This is a genomic window from Amycolatopsis sp. cg5 (assembly GCF_041346955.1).
Lineage (GTDB): Bacteria > Actinomycetota > Actinomycetes > Mycobacteriales > Pseudonocardiaceae > Amycolatopsis.
In genome coordinates this window covers 642,335-660,171 of sequence record NZ_CP166849.1, presented here as the reverse complement: position 1 = coordinate 660,171, position 17,837 = coordinate 642,335, and the positions used below count along the sequence as shown (strand labels likewise).

Genomic DNA, 17,837 nt, shown 5'->3' with positions numbered 1-17,837 from the left:
TGGGAAGACGCCATAGGAAAGCCACGCTACGTAACCCAAATGTTTAACGCGATCCCCCCTACGCGATCACTCGCACACCCCCTGTGATCAGCCACATCGCCAGCAAGGGTCGTGAGTGGTATGGCCGGTTAGAGCCCACCATCTCTTAGTTACCTACTTGTGACATGCGTTTTTGCCGGATTCCGGCCGGGTTGGTGCAGGGCTTCGTAGCGTGCCGTGACCGAGGGAACAATCGCCACGGAAGTTGCCGACGATCAAGGTGACGTTGCGGCGGCGTGCGTTGACGGCCAGAGTGGGCCAGTCTGGCCAGCCGTCGTCTCGGTACCAACCTGCACAGGCTATTGACGTAGTCAGCAACATGGTGCGCACCTCGGCGAACTGGCCGTTGTGCGGCCGGAACTTAAAGCCCCAGGGCGGCGACTACTTCCAGCGTTGACAGGGGGCGATCCAATCGACCAAGAAGGCCCCACGGTAACGCCTGGCGTCTGCTGGAGAACATAGTCGCGCTGGTCGCCAGCGGAGCCACGCCAAGTACCATTCCAACCCTGGCCTTCAAGTCAGTGTTCTGACGCTCCAACTCGACACAGTCGAGAAAACTTGATCGTGCGCCTGTGCGCCACGTCGAGTACGCATCCGTCGGCGCGGAGTGAAACGTTGGCGACAATCGTGGGCTCCCCCTCCTTGAAGATGTCATGCGACCGCGCCGTGTCCCCGTGGTTGTAACTGATCGATCCCCGTCGGCGACATACGCCTGTGACTCTATGGATTGACCATCGGGCAAATAGCCCAGATGCCCTGGGGTGAGCCCCCCGTGGTCAGCCAGGCCGTGTCCTGCTCGGCCAGTGTCCTTCGTTAGGTTACGCCCCTACACGCCGAAGCAGCGATCTGCAAGTGATGGCAGCGGACTGCGCAGTCGAAGGTCTGGTATCAATGCCAAATTCTCCGAAAGATCACCAGGGTTCCAAGTTTCTAATAGAGCGACTAGCGCGCCTAGTTGTCACTCTTATAGGAAAGCGTTTTGAGACCGCGCAAGACATTTGGAAACTTCAGCTGGAGCTAATGGATCTTCAGCGCGACATTCAATCGGCAATTTCGTCAAAGAAAAGAATGCTTCGCAAGGATGAGAATGCTCATACCGAGTTGCATAATCTTCGGGATATTCGATGGCAGGCTCGTCGATTTGGCGACGCGATAGCGTGGATCCTACTGGGAAACAACCCTCAATTGATATATCCGCTAGCGTCGAATGATCCTGTGGCGATCGGCGGGGATGATCACGGAGATCGCGGGGTTCTCGCGATATCTTCGGAGCTTTCGAACCATGGGTGGGGCTTTCCTCTTCTTCACGATATTACAGACTGCCTGCGCATTGGGGACATTACCTTTGTGTCACCTGGCAAAAATCATAGAACAGTCGAGGTGAAAACTCATTTGATAGATGAGGAGCTTCTCGACGATGGTCACCGCGAAGTCAGATACGAGGTGAATGTACTTTTCATTCGTGACGATATGGACGAAGTTCCACTGATTGGCGAGGGCGATCCCGGGTTATCGAACACGAAGAGCGCGATGCCTCGAATGCATCTCAATACTCCAAGGATCGAGCGACAGTTTGAACGAATGGCTTCCGCGCTCCAACGGCAGAAAATGCAGCACAATAGCCTTTCAGAAATTGACAACATGCCAACAATTTCTCTAACTGTTCCAATGTCGAAGTCCGGACACTGGCGCACTTTGCGTCGCGTGATGCGCAACGCGCGCAAGAACGGATACTTCACCGAGGTGGCCGAAGACACCTTTCTGTACGTCGGAATATATTGCGCAGGCGGGGTAACCGAAGAGGCCATCAAGGATAGTCGCGTGGTAGATGACTTACGAAACTCCGGAATACTGACCGGCGATGCCACAAAAGATAGCATTGGAGTGTACTCCGTGCCAACGAAGGCCAGTCGCGGTCCCCAATTGTATCTCCCCTACTTCATTTACTCTATATCGCAATGGGCAGTGCTTGATTTACTGAGGCGTCGCCTCGTAGTGATAGTTATTATGAACCGGGCGAGAATATATGAAGCCCTCGAACGGGCAGGATATAAGGTAGACCCTGCACTCAGGGAGGGATTTCAATCGTTGAGCGTCTCGGTTCCCGCCACTGAGAAAGAGGGCTACTTCTTGGAGTTTAAGAACCTTGAAATGCATGTCCTTGAGATGATCTACGAGTTCAGAACTTTAGATTCTTTGGTTTCGGTAATTGACGCCATGAAAGAAGCTTCGAAAATTCACGAAGTTCACCGAATGAGGAGTCGGGCAGTTAGGGAAGCGGATGGTGGTTAACGAAGCAACCATCGTTGCAGGAAGTAAGTCTCGCCGAGATTTCGGAGAGCCGAGTGACGCCCTTGCCCCGTTGTTCATGACAACAGCCAGGGGCAAGGGCGTCCTCATTGGGCTAGTCCGCGCTTCGCCGGTCGCGGACTAGCCCTTCCGTGCTTCTGCGACATGGTGTCGAGACACTTTCACCGCCCGTGGGCGCGGTAATGGTCGAGACTCTTTATCGCAGCAGCAGGTCTGGTATCCCGGTCGGCGCGCCGTAGCTGACGCCGTCGCGACGGCCGGGAGGTACGAAGCTTTCGGCTTCCAAGGTGTTGAGCAGTTCCCGCTGGCGGTCGTCGGCGTCGCGGGCCGCTAGGCAGGCTTCGCAGAAGTACATGGCGTGCCAGTGCTGTCCGGTCAGCCGTTCGCGAGCGTGCGGGGTTGGGTGGACCTTGAGTTCCTCGCACAGTGCGAACACGTACAGCAGTGAGGTATCCGCGATGTCTCGTCGCCAGTAGAAGTGAAGGTCCTGATCTCCGAGGTACTCGCGGGTGACCAGGAAGGTCGACAGTGGCGCTACTGACCGCGTGTCGCTTGCGGTCATCTGTCCACCTCCTGGGCGGGTGGTTCCGGGATGTCCTGCTCGGGTTCAGGCGAGAGCGGGAAACCGCCCGGTTCCGCGAACACGGTCACGTCGGGTGACTGGAGCATCGGTCCTGAATTCCAGCTCATGTGCTTGTCCTCCTTGTGTGACTGTCTTGCCTGTCCGATGGCACTGACGATGCCGCGAAAGCCGCCCGATCCAAACCACGCGGATGCATTTCTGACGTGCGGATATGCGCGCCATACATATCTGCATGTCAGAGGGCAGGAATTTGTCCTACACTTGGTTTGCCTCATGATCGACAGGAGCTACGGATGGGCGTCCGCCGAACGACCGCGAATTGCAGGTCCTGTGGTGCGAGACTCGCGGCTGACAACAACGCTGATTTGTGCGCTCCATGCGGGAGACGGGAAGTCGACGACGTCAGCGCGGCGGCTGTGCTGCCGGAGAGTTTCTGGAACGGGTCGGCGATCAAAAGAGCGTTGGCAGAGAGGCATTTTGGCCGTTTTCTGCGTGCTTACCGCGAGACCCTGCCGGTCGAAGTGACGCAGGCTGAGCTTGGCCGTTGGCTGGGTCTCACGCAAGGCCAGGTGAGTCGGATCGAGCGCGCAGCGTTGCCTGTCCATGATCTTGACAAGCTTGATCGGTGGGCTCACGCGCTTCACGTGCCACAGAAATTCCTTTGGTTCACTTTGACACCACGCCCGCCTATCGCGGATGAGTCGCAGGGCGGGCAGCTATCGGCACGCACATCAAACAGCGGGGAAAGGGACGACGTGCAGCGGCGACAGTTCTTGAAGTCGGCCAGTGTCGGGGCGCTCGCTCTCGGATCTACCTTGTTGCAAGGAGAGTTCGGCAAGCAAACTGCCGTTGCAGCAGAGGGACTTCCGTACGGCAATCCGGATGTGGAAACGCTGAAGGAGATGACGCAGACTTTCCGCAGGCTGGACAACCGATACGGCGGCGGACGCAACCGATCGGCCCTGACGTCGTTCCTGAACACGAGCGTCGGCCGGATGCTGCGGGACGTGCGCAACAGTGGAACCGGGCGGAACGAGCTACTGGGCGCGGCCGCCGAAATGCATCAGCTTGCCGGGTGGATGTCGTACGACGTTGGCCAAGCTGACGCAGGTCGTCAGCATCTACGTCAGGCACTCAGGCTCTGTCAGGACGCGGGGGACGATGGGCTGGTGGGAGAAATGCTGGCAGGGATGAGTCATCACGCGGCGTTCCACGGATCACCCGGCGCAGCGGTGGACCTAGCCGTGGCTGCACGTCAGGCCGCGAAGCGTTCTGGAATCGCTGCCCTGCAAGCGGAATCGGCCGTGATGGAAGCGCACGGGCTAGCCTTGCAAGGAGACAAGAACGGCTGCCTCGGCGCGCTGACCGAAGCCGAAGTGGTCTTCAGCAAGGCAAGCGTCACAGAACTCCCACCTTGGTTGAACTACTTCGATGTCGCTTACATGTCAGCCAAATTCGCGCACGCGTTTCGCGACCTTGGAATGCCGCGCGAGGCCGAGCAATTCGCGCGCCGCTCGCTGGAGATGAGCGACGGATACGAGCGAGGTCGTCTCTTCAACACCGCGCTGCTTGCTTCGACACTGGCCGATCAGGGGCGTGTTGACGAAGCGTGCGCAGCCGGGGCGCGCGCGGTAAGCATGACCGGCACTGTGCGGTCGGTACGCAGCGCGTCGTATCTTGCAGACGTCGGCCGCCGCCTGACCCCCTTCAGTACCAACAAGGATGTTCGTTCACTGTTCGGGCAGATGACCGCCGCAGGCTTGCCAGTCCCGCACGCGTGACGGCTCAGCGCGGCGGGAACGCGAGGACGTGCAGCAAGCCAACTTGAGAGCCCGCACCCACAATTTCGCCCTTTTCGATTCGTTCACGTATTGAATCGAGTGGGATCCACGCGACACGTTGTGCTTCGTTGATGTCCTCAGGCTCACCGATGTAGTCGGCACCCCGTGCCACGAAGAGGAGGTGCTCCGCTTCGGTCGTGCCTACGCTCGGCTGCATCGCCACGAGAGGGCGTACGTCGCGGGGCCGCCACCCGGTTTCTTCTTCGACCTCACGGGCCGCCGTGAGAACCGGTTCCTCGTTCGGGTCTACGTAGCCACCGGGCAGCTCCCAGACCCAGCGATCGATGATGAAGCGGTGACGCCACATCATCAGGACACGTTCCTGGTCATCTAGGACAACCATCATGGCGGCTTTCGGCATGCGCAGTACGTACTGCTCGAATGTCACGCCATCTGGCAGTTCCACGGACGCGATACTCAGTCGCAGGTGTCGAGTGTCGTCCACAACCCGCTCGCCGTGAATGGTCCAGCGTGTTGGCTCACTGCCGCGATCAGCCATGCGTGGACGCTACCGCACAGCAACTTTCCCAGGGCTAACGCAAGATCGAGTCATCTTGGACCGGCCGGTCGTACCGTCGGCGAGCTGGACGCTAAATGAGCGCAATCCCCTGATCGGGTGATACTCGCAAACGGGTCTTGCCTGGTTGTTGATCAAGTGCCATGATCATCAGTCCGGCTTGTGACGTGGGTCACGGTGGCTGAGTGAACGGATGGGAGGTCGACGGCCGCCGGAGCTTCTTCGCTCGCTGGCACCGCTGGTTGAAATGCCTGCCAAAACCTCTCGGATGGTACGAGCAATCCCAGCGGCGCGTAGCGCCAGGTTCAGGCAGAGTCGCGACGTCACATGTTGTGCCGTCGGCTGGTAGAGGGTTCATGCCCCGGCAAGATAGTGTCGGCCCCCTTGCGGATCCAGTGTCGTCGACTCTCAGGCGAACCGCTGCGCTGCTGATCTCTCCGCTTCGTCGGATGTGCAGCAAACTCACGCGCTCTCGCCGCGTCGAGCGCACGTCACGCAATCGCGGAATTTCCCTGTGTCGTAAAGAAAATTGCCCCGAAGCTGCATGAGCGCGTTGCTGTCGCGTGCATGTCTGGCATGTCAGGAGGTTGACGCCTCGTACCGCCAAAGCGGGCTTCCTGGACTGTGCACCCGTCTGGGTGAACCTTCGCTGTCGGCGTCGAAAAACGGCCTGAAATCCGGCCTCTTGCCATGAAAGGAGGGACTACGCGGTTCAGGTGTAGCTGCCCGCGATCGTGAGCTTAACGAGAGCGGAATTCGCATGTCTTCAGTGGACATGCCCGATGGCGACCTTGTGCTCGCCCGACCTCGGAAGGGAGGTCACGTGGACTCTGCTGCTCGAACGACGGGCGTTGCCGCGCCCTGTTTGTCGTCTGCCTGCCCAACCACGGAGTGAGGTTTTCTGATGCAAGCGAATGAGATAGTGCCTGACATGTGGGCCGCAGCGCAAGCTGCGTCTACCGGAAGCTGCGCCGATTCCGGCGGGTTGGCCGGGTTGGTGTGCGGGGCCGGAGAGTGGTTCGCCGCGCTGCCGTCGCGGCTGCACCGGCTGGCCGTGGACGCCTTGCCGTGGTCGCCGTTCGTGATCGTGGCAGCGCTGCTTGTGGGTGCGCTGCTGGCGGTGGTGATCACGCGGTCTCGTCGGCAAGCGGTGCTGGAAGCAACCTGGCTGGAGATCACTCCTCCCGCACGGATGCCGGCAGACGGGGCGGTCGCGCTATGGCGCGCTCTGATCGGCGTGGTGAGCCAATACGGACGTGGCTGGCTCAAGCCGAGCCGCCTGTCGATCGAGGTATGGGCCGCGCCAGGACAGCTGCGAGCGGGTGTCTGGGTACCGGGTGGGATGCCTACGGCTGTGGTGGCCGAGGTAATCCGTGCCGCGTTGCCTGGATGCCGCGTCATCGCGACCGAAGCGCCGACACCTGATCGCGCCGCGCGGGTGACCGTGCGGGAGTTGCTGCCCCGGTTCGGGCCGTGGACACCGTTGCTCGATCTGGTACCCAGGTTGGCGGTCACGCGGTCGGCGACGGACACCAGCGAAGAGCCACTGCGGCTGGTGTTCAGCGCGCTGGCACGCCTTTCTGCGGACCGGCGAGCATGCCTGCAATTGGTCGTCTCCCGTGCCCGCGGTGGAGGTCGGCTTCTATCCCTGCTGGGTAACGGATTCAGCGGACTGGTGAGGTTCCTGCTCGACATGCTGCAGGAGGCGTTCACCTCTCGGTCGTCGTCCACGCCGACGGTGCACACGGCGGGCGCGGCTGAACCCGACCCGGTCGCCGATGCACGCAAGCGCGCTATCAACCTCAAGCGTTCGCTGACACCGCACGCGCACGTCACGTTGCGCGTGCTCACCGTCGGCCGCGTCGGCAAGCTGCGGCGGGAGACCGTCGACGCGGTCGCGGCGGGCTATTCGCTCTCCATCACGGGCGAGTTGCGAGACATTCGGCGGTGGTGGCGGGTTCGGACTCGGCTGGCCGCACGGCGGATCGGGCAGGGGTTCATGGCCACAGTGGCCGAGTTGGCCGCGTTGTGGCACTTGCCCGCCGAACCGTCCCGCTACCACCTGCCCGACGCGGTGTCGCGTACTCGCCCTGGAGGGGGCGACTTGCCCCGCAACATCGGCGACCAGGGCTGGTCCAACCTGGAATGGACCGACGATGACCTGTTCGGCGACGACCTGTTCGGCGACGGCGGAGGCGATCATGTCGCTTGACGATCAGACGGCCTCTAAGCCGCGACGACTGCGACTGGTCCCACCGGATCACCCAAGGCGGCGGACGCCGAAGCCGGTGGGTCTCGCGCACGACGGCCCGGCAGACCTGCTCGGACTGGCCGTGCCGGATGCACGCCACCACGTCCACGTGCTGGGCGTGACCGGCGCCGGAAAGTCCACCCAGCTGTGTCGGCTGTGCGTGGCCGAGTCCGACGCGGGTCGCGGGGTGGCACTGTTCGATTGCCAGGGCGACCTGGCACGGGCGGCGCTGGACAGGTTGCCGCGCTCCTGCGGCAACCGGCTGGTGATCGTCGACCCTGCCGAGGCCGACGCGCCTCCGGTGTGGAACCCGTTGCAGGCCGACACACCCGAGAAGGCGGAGTTGGTGGCTGAGCACGTCGTCGGCGTGTTCCGCCGCCTGTATGCGGCGTATTGGGGCCCGCGCATGGACGACACCCTGCGCGCGGCATGCCTGACCCTGGTGCGTCGGGAAGGGTCGACCCTGGCCGACGTGGTGCCGCTGCTGACCGACACCCGGTTTCAGCGGCGGGTCCTGCGTGAGCACGGCGAGCCGGAAGGGCTCGCCGGGTTCTGGGACAGCTACAACGAACTCTCCCCAGCCGGACGGCAACAGGCCTGCGGGCCGATCGTCTCCCGGCTGCGCGGCGTGTTCACCCGTCGGCTGGCCCGCGATGTGCTGGCCGCCCCGCGCAGCACGTTCACGCTGTCGGACATTCTCGACGGCGGCGTCCTCATCGCCCGACTACCGAAAGGAGAACTCGGCGAGGACTGCTCGCGCCTGCTCGGATCACTATTGCTCGCCGGTCTGTGGCAGGCCGCAACCCGTCGCGCCGACCGTAAACCGAACGAGCGGCCGGACGCGACGATCATTGTGGATGAATGCCACAATTTCCTGCACCTGCCTATCGGGGTGGAGGACGCGTTAGCCGAAGCGCGTGGATACCGCGTGTCGCTGGTTCTCGCGCATCAGCATCTCGCGCAATTGCCAGCCGATGTCCGGGAAGCGATCGACGCGAACGCACGGAACAAGCTGTACTTCACCGTGTCGCCGACTGACGCGACCCGGTTGGTACGGCACGTCGCCCCGTACTTCGACGAACGCGACCTGGCCCGTCGCGCGGCATTTCAGATCACCTGCCGCACCGTCCACCGTGGAGGCGACGTCGCGCCGTTCACAGTGGACGCCGTCCCGGCGTCTGCGGCGATTCGAGGCCGGGCACAAGAGCTGACGGCCGCCGCACGGGCACGGACCGGGCTGCCCCGCGAAGTGCGGGACCGGGCCCGCAAGCGGCGTGAACTCACCATGGTTGTCGGCAGCGAAGCGTTGCTGGACAAGGAGGACCAATCACTGAGCCGTTCACAGCGCCGGTCTGCGCGCCAGTCACCCGCCCACCCACAGCGGGCGAATGACTGGCGAACCCTGGCCCAGCTGAATCCGCAGGAAGACCCCACCGAGGAGGCATCGTGACAGTCTCACGACTGGACAGTAAGTCCACCCCACCCGGCATAGAAATAGCCCCGGCAACGCTCGCTGAGGCGATCGACGAAGGTCGTCGCCTCACCGACCGCGACCGGTCGCTGATCGACCTGCTCGCCGACCACCGTGTCTTCACTGCCGAGCAGGTGGCGCGGCTGGACTTCCCCAACGACACCCGCGCCCGACACCGACTCGTGCTGCTGCACCGGCGCGGCGTACTCGCCCGGTTCCGCCGCTGTGTCCGCCCCGGCTCCCAGCCGTGGCGCTACACGCTCGGTCTGCTCGGCGAAGCGATCCACGCCGCCTCCAGCGGTGATCCGCTGCCGCGAGCAAGCGCGGTCCGGGAGAGGATCATTCGGCTAGCCGAATCACGCACGCTCGACCACCTGCTCGGCGTGAACGACTTCTTCACGACCCTGTCAGGGCATGCGCAGAAAGTTCCGAATTGCGAGCTGCTGGATTGGTGGCCGGAAAGTCGAGTCGCGTCGATCTGCGGAAAGATCGTGCGACCGGACGGCTACGGCGAATGGTCCGAGAACGACCGGAAATTGGGGTTCTTCCTCGAATACGACAACGGCACCGAACGTCTCGCCGACGTCGTCGAGAAGATCGACAAGTACGCCGAACTGGCCACCGCCGGAGTGACCAAGCCCGTGCTGTTCGTCTTCCCGAACACGCCCAGGAACCACCATTTCCAGCAGCTGGCGCACCGACACGGCGTTCCGCCCTCGGTGCCGATCCTCAGCACCGACACCGATTACCTGGCGGCTGCACAGGCCGCGTTCGCCGACCGGGTGTGGTTGCCCGTCGGCGGTAGCCGCCTTGTCCGGCTGATCGATGCCACAGCGGCGTCTGTCACGCCATCGCGGCGGACGCTGAAACCCGCTGCCTGACTCGCCCGTACCCAGGAAGGAGCCGCCTCACGAACCAAACCACCTGACCGCCACCGATCAGGAGAGGAACCCGCTGATGCCCTCCAGGACGCCACGCCGCCACCTCAAAGCCGTACCCGACCCCTCAAGCCCAAAGGAGACCTACGCCGAAAAACAGGCCCGTCTCGCCGCTGAAGCGGTGGACCGATGGGCGGTCATCGTCGCCGATTGGCCGCCGATGAGCCAACAGCAGATTGACGCGCTTGCGCTGATCCTTAACCGCATAGAAACCCGGCTGCGCAACACCGATCAGGACCGCGCGGCCTGACACACCGATGAGCGACGGCGCGCCCCGCCTTGGGGGTGCGCCGTCGCTCATTGCTATGTCAGGCCGTCTTCCGCCTCGCGGCGCGCTTGTGTCGCTCGACACGGACACGCTTGGGATTGAAGATGCGGAACCCGTCCTTCTTGGCGGGGTCGAGAAACACGGTGTCCCTGCCCAGCGCGTCAAGCAGCATCGCGCGCTTCTCCGGCACCTCGGCGGAGTCCCACTGTGCGGCGGCGTCCGAGCGGCTCATTGCCTCGGTGGGTCCTTCAGGGTTCCCGCCGGTCAGTTCGTCTCGCTGCGCCTCCAGCTTCGCTAGATCAGCCACCAGCGGTTCATTGGCCTTGTCAAAAGCCTCTTCTGACATCTTCCGCGCACCGTACTTCGCGGCAATCGCCACTTGCCGCCGCTCGCACTCGGCGATCTCCTTCAAGACTTCGCCGAGCTGCTCGCTTACCCTCGCGCGGGAAGCCCTGATCGCCGCCGCATGGCGCGCGTCGGACAACCGCGAGATCACCAGCCCGCGCAACTCCAACTCCACCAGCAGAACATCCGCCGCGACCTTGCCGCACCCGCCGTGCCCCTTCATACACGCGTACTGCCGCCGCCGCTGCCCGTCCGGGTACTCACCGACATGTGGACGGCCGGACACCGTCTTCCCGCACAGCGAGCACGTCAGAATCCCTGACCCCACGTAGCGTCCGCCCGGCTGCCGTCCACGGGTGCGACCGGCATACATCGTGCGCAACCGATCGAACTCGACCGGATCCACGATCGGCTCACCCGGCATGTGACCCACGACCTCGCCGTCATGCTCGATCAGCCCCGCGTTGCGCGGCCGCAACAACACCTCCCGAACCTGAGCCGGTCGCCACATGCCACCGGTGACCGTGCGCAGCCCGTCAGCATTCCACTCGTCCGTCAGCGCAACCTGAGTCACGCCCGCCAACAACGCAGTCGTCCCCGACCGCAACGCGGCCCGCTCGCGTTCCACCAACTCCGCCGGAACCTGCTGGCGGGTGTCTTTGCCGTCTTCGCCGATCGCGTCTTCCTTGCGGACAGTCCTGTCCAAGCCGGGGAAGCCGAATGACCGCCCTTGCAGGTGCGGGACGCCGTTGCGGCGCAGCGTGTCGAACCGGCGGGAGATTCGCTGCGACGCCTCATCGGAGTTGCGCTGGTTGTGCGCGACCTCCTGCCGCAACTGGTACCGGTCGTTGTAGTCGGCCAAGTCGTACCGGCCGTGCGAGGACGCCACCGTGAACGAGCCGAACCCCTCGATCAGCTTGAACAGATCTTCAAGGTCCGGCGACTGACGCCACCCCCGGTCGGTGTTCCACAGCACCACCCCGTCACACGCCCGCGCCGCGATCCGCTTCATGATCCGTTCCCACCCAGGACGGCGCACCTTCGGATTCCACGCCGACAGCTTCGGATCGGAGATCTCCTCACCCAGCACAGCGCCCGACCGCTCGATCACTCCACGGTTGTCGCCGTGCTGGGTCTCGCACTTCTCCAGCTTCCCCGCCTGGTTGCGAGACAGCCGCGCGTACGAGTCCCAGATCGGCTGCCGCCCGTCCTGACCTGCGCTAACCTGATGACTGAAGCCCATAGATCAACAGTAGGTACCTAAGTCAGGTTCCGCTAGAACCGGCCATACCACTCACGACCTCTTTATGCGCAGGTCAGGGCTACTTGCAGGTGAACTGTGCGCCTGCCCAGTCGCCGCGGTCGTAGGAGTTGCCGTCGCCACCGTCGGTGACCACGAGCTTGACGTACTGAGCGCCGGTGATGTCCGCCGTCAGGTGTGCCGCCGGGTCCAGGTAGGTCAGCAGCCCGGAGTCCACCTTCTTCTTGCCGTCGGTGTGGACCTCGAAGGTCGCCGAGCCGCGCAGGTTCGCCGGTTCCCGCTCGTCGTCGATGCCGACGTCGGTGCTGAACGCGGTGCAGCGGCCGCCGGTGTAGAAGACCAGCTCGCTCGGCGCGTGCGCGCCCAGGCCCTTGGCGTAGCGGACGCCGTTGATGGTCAGCGGCTTGCCGTCCTTGTCGGGGATGCTGCCGTTGGACATGTCACGCTCGATGTTGCCGTAGCCGTTCTTCTCGGCGTACCAGCGCAAATCACTCGCGTAGGCCGATCCGGACGGCGGCGCCGCCGGCACGGTCACCGGCGAGTCGCCGGACTGTTTGACCCGGCCGAAGCCCAGCGTGTCGTACTGGGTCTCGCTGTGCAGTGCCGTCACCGTGCCCTCGGTGCCGGCCGGTGGCGTGATCCGCCAGCGTCCGGTCGCCGATTCGTCGGCGCCGAGTATCCACTTGCGAGGACGCGAGAGCTGCTCGATCTTCCAGCCCGCCGGAGCGGTCAGCGCGACCTTCGGCGAGAGCACCGGCAGCCGGGCGTGGTTCGTGACCGAAACGGTGGCCTCGAACGGCTTCCCGGCCGGGACGAGGTCACCGGGCACGCCGCTGGCCGTGGCCGCGAACTCGAGACCGGCGCCGACCAGCGGCTCGTGGCGCAGCCAGTCACCACCGGCCTTGATGCGGAACATCGCGGTGCCGTGCGCGGGCACGAGCGCGGAGATCTGGCCAGCGCTCTGGTACGTCTTGTGCTTCCACAGGTCACGCACGCTGTATCCGGCCGACCGCGGCAGGCCTAGCGCGGCGACGTTGGTCCCGATGGTCGCGCTGGTGGTGTTCTCGTTGAACAGCGCCACCGCGACGTCGCCTCCTGCCAGCGGCTTCGCGAACACCCAGTGACCGTCCTTTTGGGACAGCACGGCGCCCTGGACGCCCTTCGCGTCCTGGTCGATCGCGATCACCTCTTGGTTCAGCAGTACCTCGAAGTTCTCCTTGCTGACCTTGCGCAGGTCGGAGCCGATCAGCAGCGGGGCCGCCATGATCGACCACAGCGACATGTGCGACTCGTACTCCACAGTGGACATGCCGCCGTTGCCGATCTCCAGCATGTCGGGGTCGTTCCAGTGACCGGGCCCGCCGTACGGCGCGAGCGGCGCGTTCTTCTTGACGATGTTGAGCATCGAGGACCAGTTGTCCTTGATGTCACCGGTCGTGCGCCACAGGTGGCCGACGTCCTTGCCCCATTCCCACGGCTTGTTGTCGCCCCACTCGCACAGCGAGTAGACGATCTGGCGCCCCGTCTTCTTGAGCGCGTCACGCATCTTCGTGTAGCGCTCCAGCGCCGGGCGGCCCTGGTTGTTGCAGTTGTCGTACTTGAGGTAGTCGACGCCCCAGTCCGCGAACGTCTGCGCGTCCACGTCCTCGTGGTCGAGCCCGCCCGGCATGGTCTTCGCGCAGGTGACCGTGCCCGCGCTGGTGTAGATGCCGAACTTGAGGCCCTTCGAGTGGATGTAGTCGCCGAGCGCCTTCATGCCGCTGGGGAAGGTGAGCTTGTTGCCCTCCAGTTTGCCCTCGGCGTTGCGTTCCTTTTCCGCCCAGCAGTCGTCGACGTTGACGTACTGGTAGCCGGCCGCCTTCAGTCCTTTGTCGACGAAGATGTCCGCCATGTCGCGGATCATCTGCTCGTCGATCTTGCAGCCGGTGGTGTTCCAGTTGTTGAACCCCATCGGCGGGGTCAGCGCGAGCCCGTCCGGCAACGCCTCCGCCGCAGGCGCGGCCAGTACGGGAACGGTGAACACCATCGCCGCCGCGGACACGGCGGCACCGAATCTCTTGGCCAGTCTCTTCAAGTTCGCCACCCTTAAACGAGTTGGTAACCCTTGTAGTTGCGGATGAGCTGGTAGCAGTCCTTCAGTCCCGACGAGTTGAGGCTGCGGTAGATGCCCCATTTCGGTCGCAGGTAAGCCGTGTCACGCCAGAGGTTCGCGTTCCACTTACGGTCGACGACGGTGGCCGAGCCGTTCTTGATGACGCAGCGCAGCGTGCCGGAGTGCGAGGCCTTGAACTCGAACATCACGTCGATCCACTTGTTCTGCAGCGGCGCGTAGTCGGTGAGGTCCACTTCGGACGCCGAGTCGCCCGCGATGGTGAGCCTGCCGGTGCTGCCCTTCATGCGCGGGGTCAGTGTCCACACCGGAGCGTCCACACCGGACACCTTCATCTGCATGATGTGGGTGAACGCCGTCGTCGCGGTCAGCGCGGACGGCCAGTAGGCCTGGTATTCCAGCCGCCAGGTCTCGTTGAGCTTGATCGGGACGGCCGCGCCGCCGCTGCGCATGCCGCGCACCTCGTTGCGCTGCCGGTCGGTCATCGTGTCGCGGTCACGGGTGTGCATGAGGAAGCGCCACTGATTACTCTCGGCGAAGATGTGCTGGACGGGGTGCGTGCCGGCCCGATCGTCTTCGAGGCCCTCGAACGCCTTGAGCCCGTCCTTCGCCGGGTCCGGGTTCCATCTGAGCTTCCACGTCGCCGCCTGCGCCGGTGTCACACCCAGCGCCAGCGCGCCGAGCGCGCCCGCTCCCAAAGTAAGCGCTTTCCTACGGTCGAAACCGGTCATGCCTTCCCCTTCTCTAGGGTGACCGCGAACAGATGCGGCCGAGGTGTGGCGGCGGAAGGGAGTGCGATCGACGCGACCTCGCGCGCCGGGTCGAGCTGGATCTTCTGATGGAAGATCGCGAGTTTGACGTTCTGGATGCCGCTCTTGGCGTGCATCAGGCTGGTGGTGACGGCCTCGCTCTCACCGAACGCGGCGGCGGAACGCCAGGCGGTGAGCCGCAGCGGAAGCTCGACGGCGCCGTCCGCATAGGTCACCGTGATCTTGCCGTCGCTGTTGGCGGTGTCGGCGGCGCCGAGCACGTGCAGCGTCGTGTATTTACCCGCTGGCAACGGAATCGTGGCACCGACGACGTTGTTCGGCGTGCCCTCGCTGCCGTTGACGAACAGGAACGGCACCCCGTCGTCGGTGACCTGCCCGGTCTGCGGCAGCTGGGCCGCCGGGTAGGTGTTGCCGGAGCCGTCGAAGTCCCCGTCGCCGAGATAGAACTCGCTGGTCACACCATCGGAGTTGACCACAGTGGACAGATCGACCGGCACCAGCTGGCCACCGGGCGCCAGCGCGGGCAGACCCCATGGCGGCGACGGCTCGCTGATCGGCACCGGCGCGATGGTGGTGTCCGGCCGGTGCCCGCGTGCGTGCACGAGCGCCTCGCCGCCGCGCGGCAGCTCGATTTCGACCGTGCCATCGGGAAGTTGCTTCCACCGGCGTGCGCCGCGGACCTCCAGCGCGCCCGCGATGCCGGTCCGCAGTTTGAGAGGCTGCCCGGCGAGACTGCGCACCCGCACGAACGTCGTCACGCCCGCCTTGCGCACGGCGCTCACGAGGAAAGCGCCCTGCGTGCGGAAATCGTGCAGGGTGAGGTCCCGCCAGGCAGCCGGCACCGCGGGAAAGATCCGGATGGTGTCGCCCCAGCTCTGGCACAGCATGTCGTGCACGGACTGCGCGGCCGAGAGCGGCGTCTCGATGACGGGTCCCGCCTCGTAGTACATGGTGTTGGGCTGGGCGAACCGCGCGACGAACTCGCGCAGATGCTTCAGCGCGTCGTCTCCCCTGCCCAGTGCGGCCGACAGCGAAGACGCGCCTGTGAAGCTGAAGCCGCGCAACGCGCCCTCGAAGCTGATCCAGTGTGCCAGCGACTTGGCGATCAGGTCGGCTTCGGCCGAACTGTCCACATTGATCAGATACAGCGGATACGCGGCCAAGATGTGCGAATAGTGCCGGTGCGACTTGGCGAACGGGACACCCGTGCCGACCATCAGGCCGTGCTCGTCGACCGGGTAGTCGACCAGCTTGTCGAGCACCTCACGCCACTTCGGGACGAGCGGGTCGGCGATGCCCAGCGTCTTCGCCGAGTCCAGCAGCGTCTGGCAGCTCCAGCGGATCAGCGCGAGGTCGTAGTTGCAGTCCGGCGCGCGGCCGTACTCCGGCGAGAACGTCGGCGGCAGATGCAGGCGGCCGTCCGCACCGGACGCGAGGAAGTGCAGGTAGTAGTTCATCGCCTTGCGCAGCACCGGGAACACGACGTCACGCAGGATCGAGACGTCCATGGTGTGCCGATAGGACAGCCAGGCGTTGTGCAGCAGCCAGGGCAGGTCGCCGATCTCGGCGTCGGAGTTCGGGTTCGGCACGCCGACGTAGCCGGCGTCGGCGAACCGCGCGTCGGCGCTGCGGCGCAGGCCCATCGAGTCGGCGCGGTACTCGGGGCGCAGGCCGTCGATCAGCGTCTGCTGGTTCTCGCGGATCGAGCGCGGGATCGGGTCGAGTTCGAGGTGATTGGACCCGTGCACCGGCCAGTATTCGAGCTGGGCGTTGAGGTTGTACCAAACGGACGGCCACGGCGTCGGCTCCAGCCACGGCCCGGTGGTGGCCATGATCGGCGCCTCGGCGCGCGCGGCGGACGCCAGTTTGTACAGCTGGATCCAGTAGAAGCTCTGCAGCTTCGCGTCCGGCAGGGAAAGGAAGCTCTTGCGGTAGAACGCATGCCACCAGTTCCGGTGGCCGGGACGCAGAGCGTCCACACTGGACGACCCGCGCACCGCGTCGCGCACCCGCGCTTCCGCCTCGACGCCCGGGAAGCTGTGCGCGGTGGAAAGCAGCAGCTCACGGCCGCGTGCGGAGCGCCTGATCCGATAGGCGGTCGCCGTCTGGCCACCCGCGAACAGCGGCTGGGTGACGAAGTTCAGCTCGCCTTCGGCATGCGTGGTCCACGCGGGGTTCGGCGCGAACCCGGCGGGCGGGTTCTCCCTGATGATGCGCGGGCTGACCGCCGGAAGCGGCACGAAGGTCAGCTCGAACGCGCGCTCACCCGCGCTCGGCCTGACCTCGATGGCGAGCACGTCCTTCTGACCGTGCACGAACGCGCGCACTTCGAGTGTCCCCTTGTCGGTGGTCACCCGACCGGTCAATTCCGCGTTCCACAGATCGAGGCGGAGGTCGGCGCCTGTGATCGTGCCCACCGGCTTGAGCAGCACCTTCCCGATCGGCAGCCGGGCGACGCCCCACTCGTTGCCGTTCGCGGGCCGGTGGTCCTGCGATTCGCTGTGGTCGACGGTGAACTTGACCGCGTTCTGCTCGCGGTAGACCTGCGCGCCGACGAAGCCGTTGCCCAGGAAGGGGCCCTCGTACCAAGTGCGCGGCATGCGCTGCCAGACCGGATCCTGACCGGCGAGAAAACGCTCCCACTGCCGGTCGGTGCCCATCTGGCTGTCCACAAAGCACTCCGCGGCCGCTTCGACCTCGGCGTTCGCCGTGGCGGGCAGCGCCGTGAGCGCCAGTCCGGCGAGCGTGCCGCCGAGCAGCTCGCGTCGAGGAAACCCACCGTGCTGCTCGGGCATCGGTCACTCCATCGTGAACTCAAGCCAATAGATCGGATGACTAGCGGGAACAAAACGTATGATATCTCGCACAATCAGTCAATAACCAACAACATCGAACAGCCCGATTGGCCGAATGTCCGTTTTTCGGGGTGCCGATCCGGCACCGGGCGTCATGCGCACGCAGGTGCACGACACGGTAAAGGTCTGATGTTCGCCGGTTCAAGACCTGTTCGCCGGCGTTCTCGCCACGGCGGACCTGACGCGGGCGTTGTCTCGTCCATCACAGAGAGGAACCCGAGGTTGAGCCGGTCGGACAGTGCGGGTCTAGCATCCGTTTATCCATAAAAGCTCGATGT

At 64.4% G+C, this 17,837-nt stretch carries 13 protein-coding genes; 6 read left to right on the top strand and 7 right to left on the bottom strand.

Annotated features, from left to right (window positions below):
• Nucleotides 1-1,059 precede the first annotated feature (1,059 nt).
• Nucleotides 1,060-2,331, top strand: coding sequence for a hypothetical protein (locus AB5J62_RS03355; RefSeq protein WP_370946608.1), 1,272 nt, complete (start codon nt 1,060-1,062; stop codon nt 2,329-2,331).
• A 214-nt stretch (nt 2,332-2,545) separates the two neighbouring features.
• Here the strand turns inward: AB5J62_RS03355 and AB5J62_RS03350 are convergent, their stop codons facing one another.
• Nucleotides 2,546-2,911 (bottom strand): hypothetical protein, encoded by a 366-nt coding sequence (locus AB5J62_RS03350; RefSeq protein WP_370946607.1) that lies wholly within the window; start codon nt 2,909-2,911, stop codon nt 2,546-2,548.
• The gene (locus AB5J62_RS03345; RefSeq protein WP_370946606.1) at nt 2,908-3,039 is read right to left on the bottom strand and encodes a hypothetical protein; all 132 of its coding nucleotides are present in this window, start codon (nt 3,037-3,039) and stop codon (nt 2,908-2,910) included. Before AB5J62_RS03345 ends, AB5J62_RS03350 begins: the two co-directional genes overlap by 4 nt.
• Nucleotides 3,040-3,348: 309 nt before the next feature.
• On the opposite strand from AB5J62_RS03345, the gene AB5J62_RS03340 reads away from it, so the two are divergent.
• Nucleotides 3,349-4,713, top strand: coding sequence for a helix-turn-helix domain-containing protein (locus AB5J62_RS03340; protein WP_370946605.1), 1,365 nt, complete (start codon nt 3,349-3,351; stop codon nt 4,711-4,713).
• Nucleotides 4,714-4,717: 4 nt separating this feature from the next.
• On the opposite strand, the gene AB5J62_RS03335 is transcribed toward AB5J62_RS03340, so the two are convergent.
• A complete protein-coding gene (locus AB5J62_RS03335; protein ID WP_370946604.1) occupies nt 4,718-5,272 on the bottom strand; it encodes an NUDIX hydrolase in 555 nt (184 codons plus the stop codon).
• A gap of 1,015 nt (nt 5,273-6,287) precedes the next feature.
• Between AB5J62_RS03335 and AB5J62_RS03330 the strand changes: the two genes are divergently transcribed.
• The 4 genes from AB5J62_RS03330 (at nt 6,288) to AB5J62_RS03315 (ending at nt 10,200) form a co-directional block, all read left to right on the top strand.
• Nucleotides 6,288-7,502, top strand: coding sequence for a hypothetical protein (locus AB5J62_RS03330; protein ID WP_370946603.1), 1,215 nt, complete (start codon nt 6,288-6,290; stop codon nt 7,500-7,502).
• A gap of 76 nt (nt 7,503-7,578) precedes the next feature.
• Entirely contained in the window at nt 7,579-8,991 is a 1,413-nt protein-coding gene (locus AB5J62_RS03325) for a type IV secretory system conjugative DNA transfer family protein (protein WP_370946602.1), read from the top strand.
• Nucleotides 8,988-9,893 carry a replication-relaxation family protein gene (locus tag AB5J62_RS03320; protein ID WP_370946601.1) on the top strand — a complete coding sequence of 302 codons (906 nt, stop codon included), beginning with the start codon at nt 8,988-8,990 and terminating at the stop codon, nt 9,891-9,893. The genes AB5J62_RS03325 and AB5J62_RS03320 overlap by 4 nt, the downstream gene beginning before the upstream one ends.
• 76 nt (nt 9,894-9,969) lie before the next feature.
• Entirely contained in the window at nt 9,970-10,200 is a 231-nt protein-coding gene (locus tag AB5J62_RS03315) for a hypothetical protein (protein ID WP_370946600.1), read from the top strand.
• A 58-nt stretch (nt 10,201-10,258) separates the two neighbouring features.
• On the opposite strand, the gene AB5J62_RS03310 is transcribed toward AB5J62_RS03315, so the two are convergent.
• The 4 genes from AB5J62_RS03310 to AB5J62_RS03295 form a co-directional block, all read right to left on the bottom strand.
• Complete coding sequence (locus AB5J62_RS03310; RefSeq protein WP_370946599.1) at nt 10,259-11,806, bottom strand: recombinase family protein; 1,548 nt, start codon at nt 11,804-11,806, stop codon at nt 10,259-10,261.
• A 79-nt stretch (nt 11,807-11,885) separates the two neighbouring features.
• The gene (locus AB5J62_RS03305; RefSeq protein WP_370946598.1) at nt 11,886-13,898 is read right to left on the bottom strand and encodes an NPCBM/NEW2 domain-containing protein; all 2,013 of its coding nucleotides are present in this window, start codon (nt 13,896-13,898) and stop codon (nt 11,886-11,888) included.
• A gap of 11 nt (nt 13,899-13,909) precedes the next feature.
• Entirely contained in the window at nt 13,910-14,665 is a 756-nt protein-coding gene (locus AB5J62_RS03300; RefSeq protein WP_370946597.1) for a Tat pathway signal sequence domain protein, read from the bottom strand.
• Nucleotides 14,662-17,499: a Tat pathway signal sequence domain protein gene (locus AB5J62_RS03295; protein ID WP_370946596.1), complete on the bottom strand. Its 2,838-nt coding sequence runs from the start codon at nt 17,497-17,499 to the stop codon at nt 14,662-14,664. Before AB5J62_RS03295 ends, AB5J62_RS03300 begins: the two co-directional genes overlap by 4 nt.
• Between the last annotated feature and the right edge of the window lie 338 nt (nt 17,500-17,837).

What these genes read in the sequence shown, in the direction of transcription:
- AB5J62_RS03310 (WP_370946599.1), bottom strand. Translation starts at nt 11,806, where the DNA reads ATGGGCTTCAGTCATCAGGTTAGCGCAGGTCAGGACGGGCGGCAGCCG.
- AB5J62_RS03350 (WP_370946607.1), bottom strand. Translation starts at nt 2,911, where the DNA reads ATGACCGCAAGCGACACGCGGTCAGTAGCGCCACTGTCGACCTTCCTG.
- AB5J62_RS03345 (WP_370946606.1), bottom strand. Translation starts at nt 3,039, where the DNA reads ATGAGCTGGAATTCAGGACCGATGCTCCAGTCACCCGACGTGACCGTG.
- AB5J62_RS03300 (WP_370946597.1), bottom strand. Translation starts at nt 14,665, where the DNA reads ATGACCGGTTTCGACCGTAGGAAAGCGCTTACTTTGGGAGCGGGCGCG.
- AB5J62_RS03315 (WP_370946600.1), top strand. Translation starts at nt 9,970, where the DNA reads ATGCCCTCCAGGACGCCACGCCGCCACCTCAAAGCCGTACCCGACCCC.
- AB5J62_RS03355 (WP_370946608.1), top strand. Translation starts at nt 1,060, where the DNA reads ATGGATCTTCAGCGCGACATTCAATCGGCAATTTCGTCAAAGAAAAGA.
- AB5J62_RS03295 (WP_370946596.1), bottom strand. Translation starts at nt 17,499, where the DNA reads ATGCCCGAGCAGCACGGTGGGTTTCCTCGACGCGAGCTGCTCGGCGGC.
- AB5J62_RS03335 (WP_370946604.1), bottom strand. Translation starts at nt 5,272, where the DNA reads ATGGCTGATCGCGGCAGTGAGCCAACACGCTGGACCATTCACGGCGAG.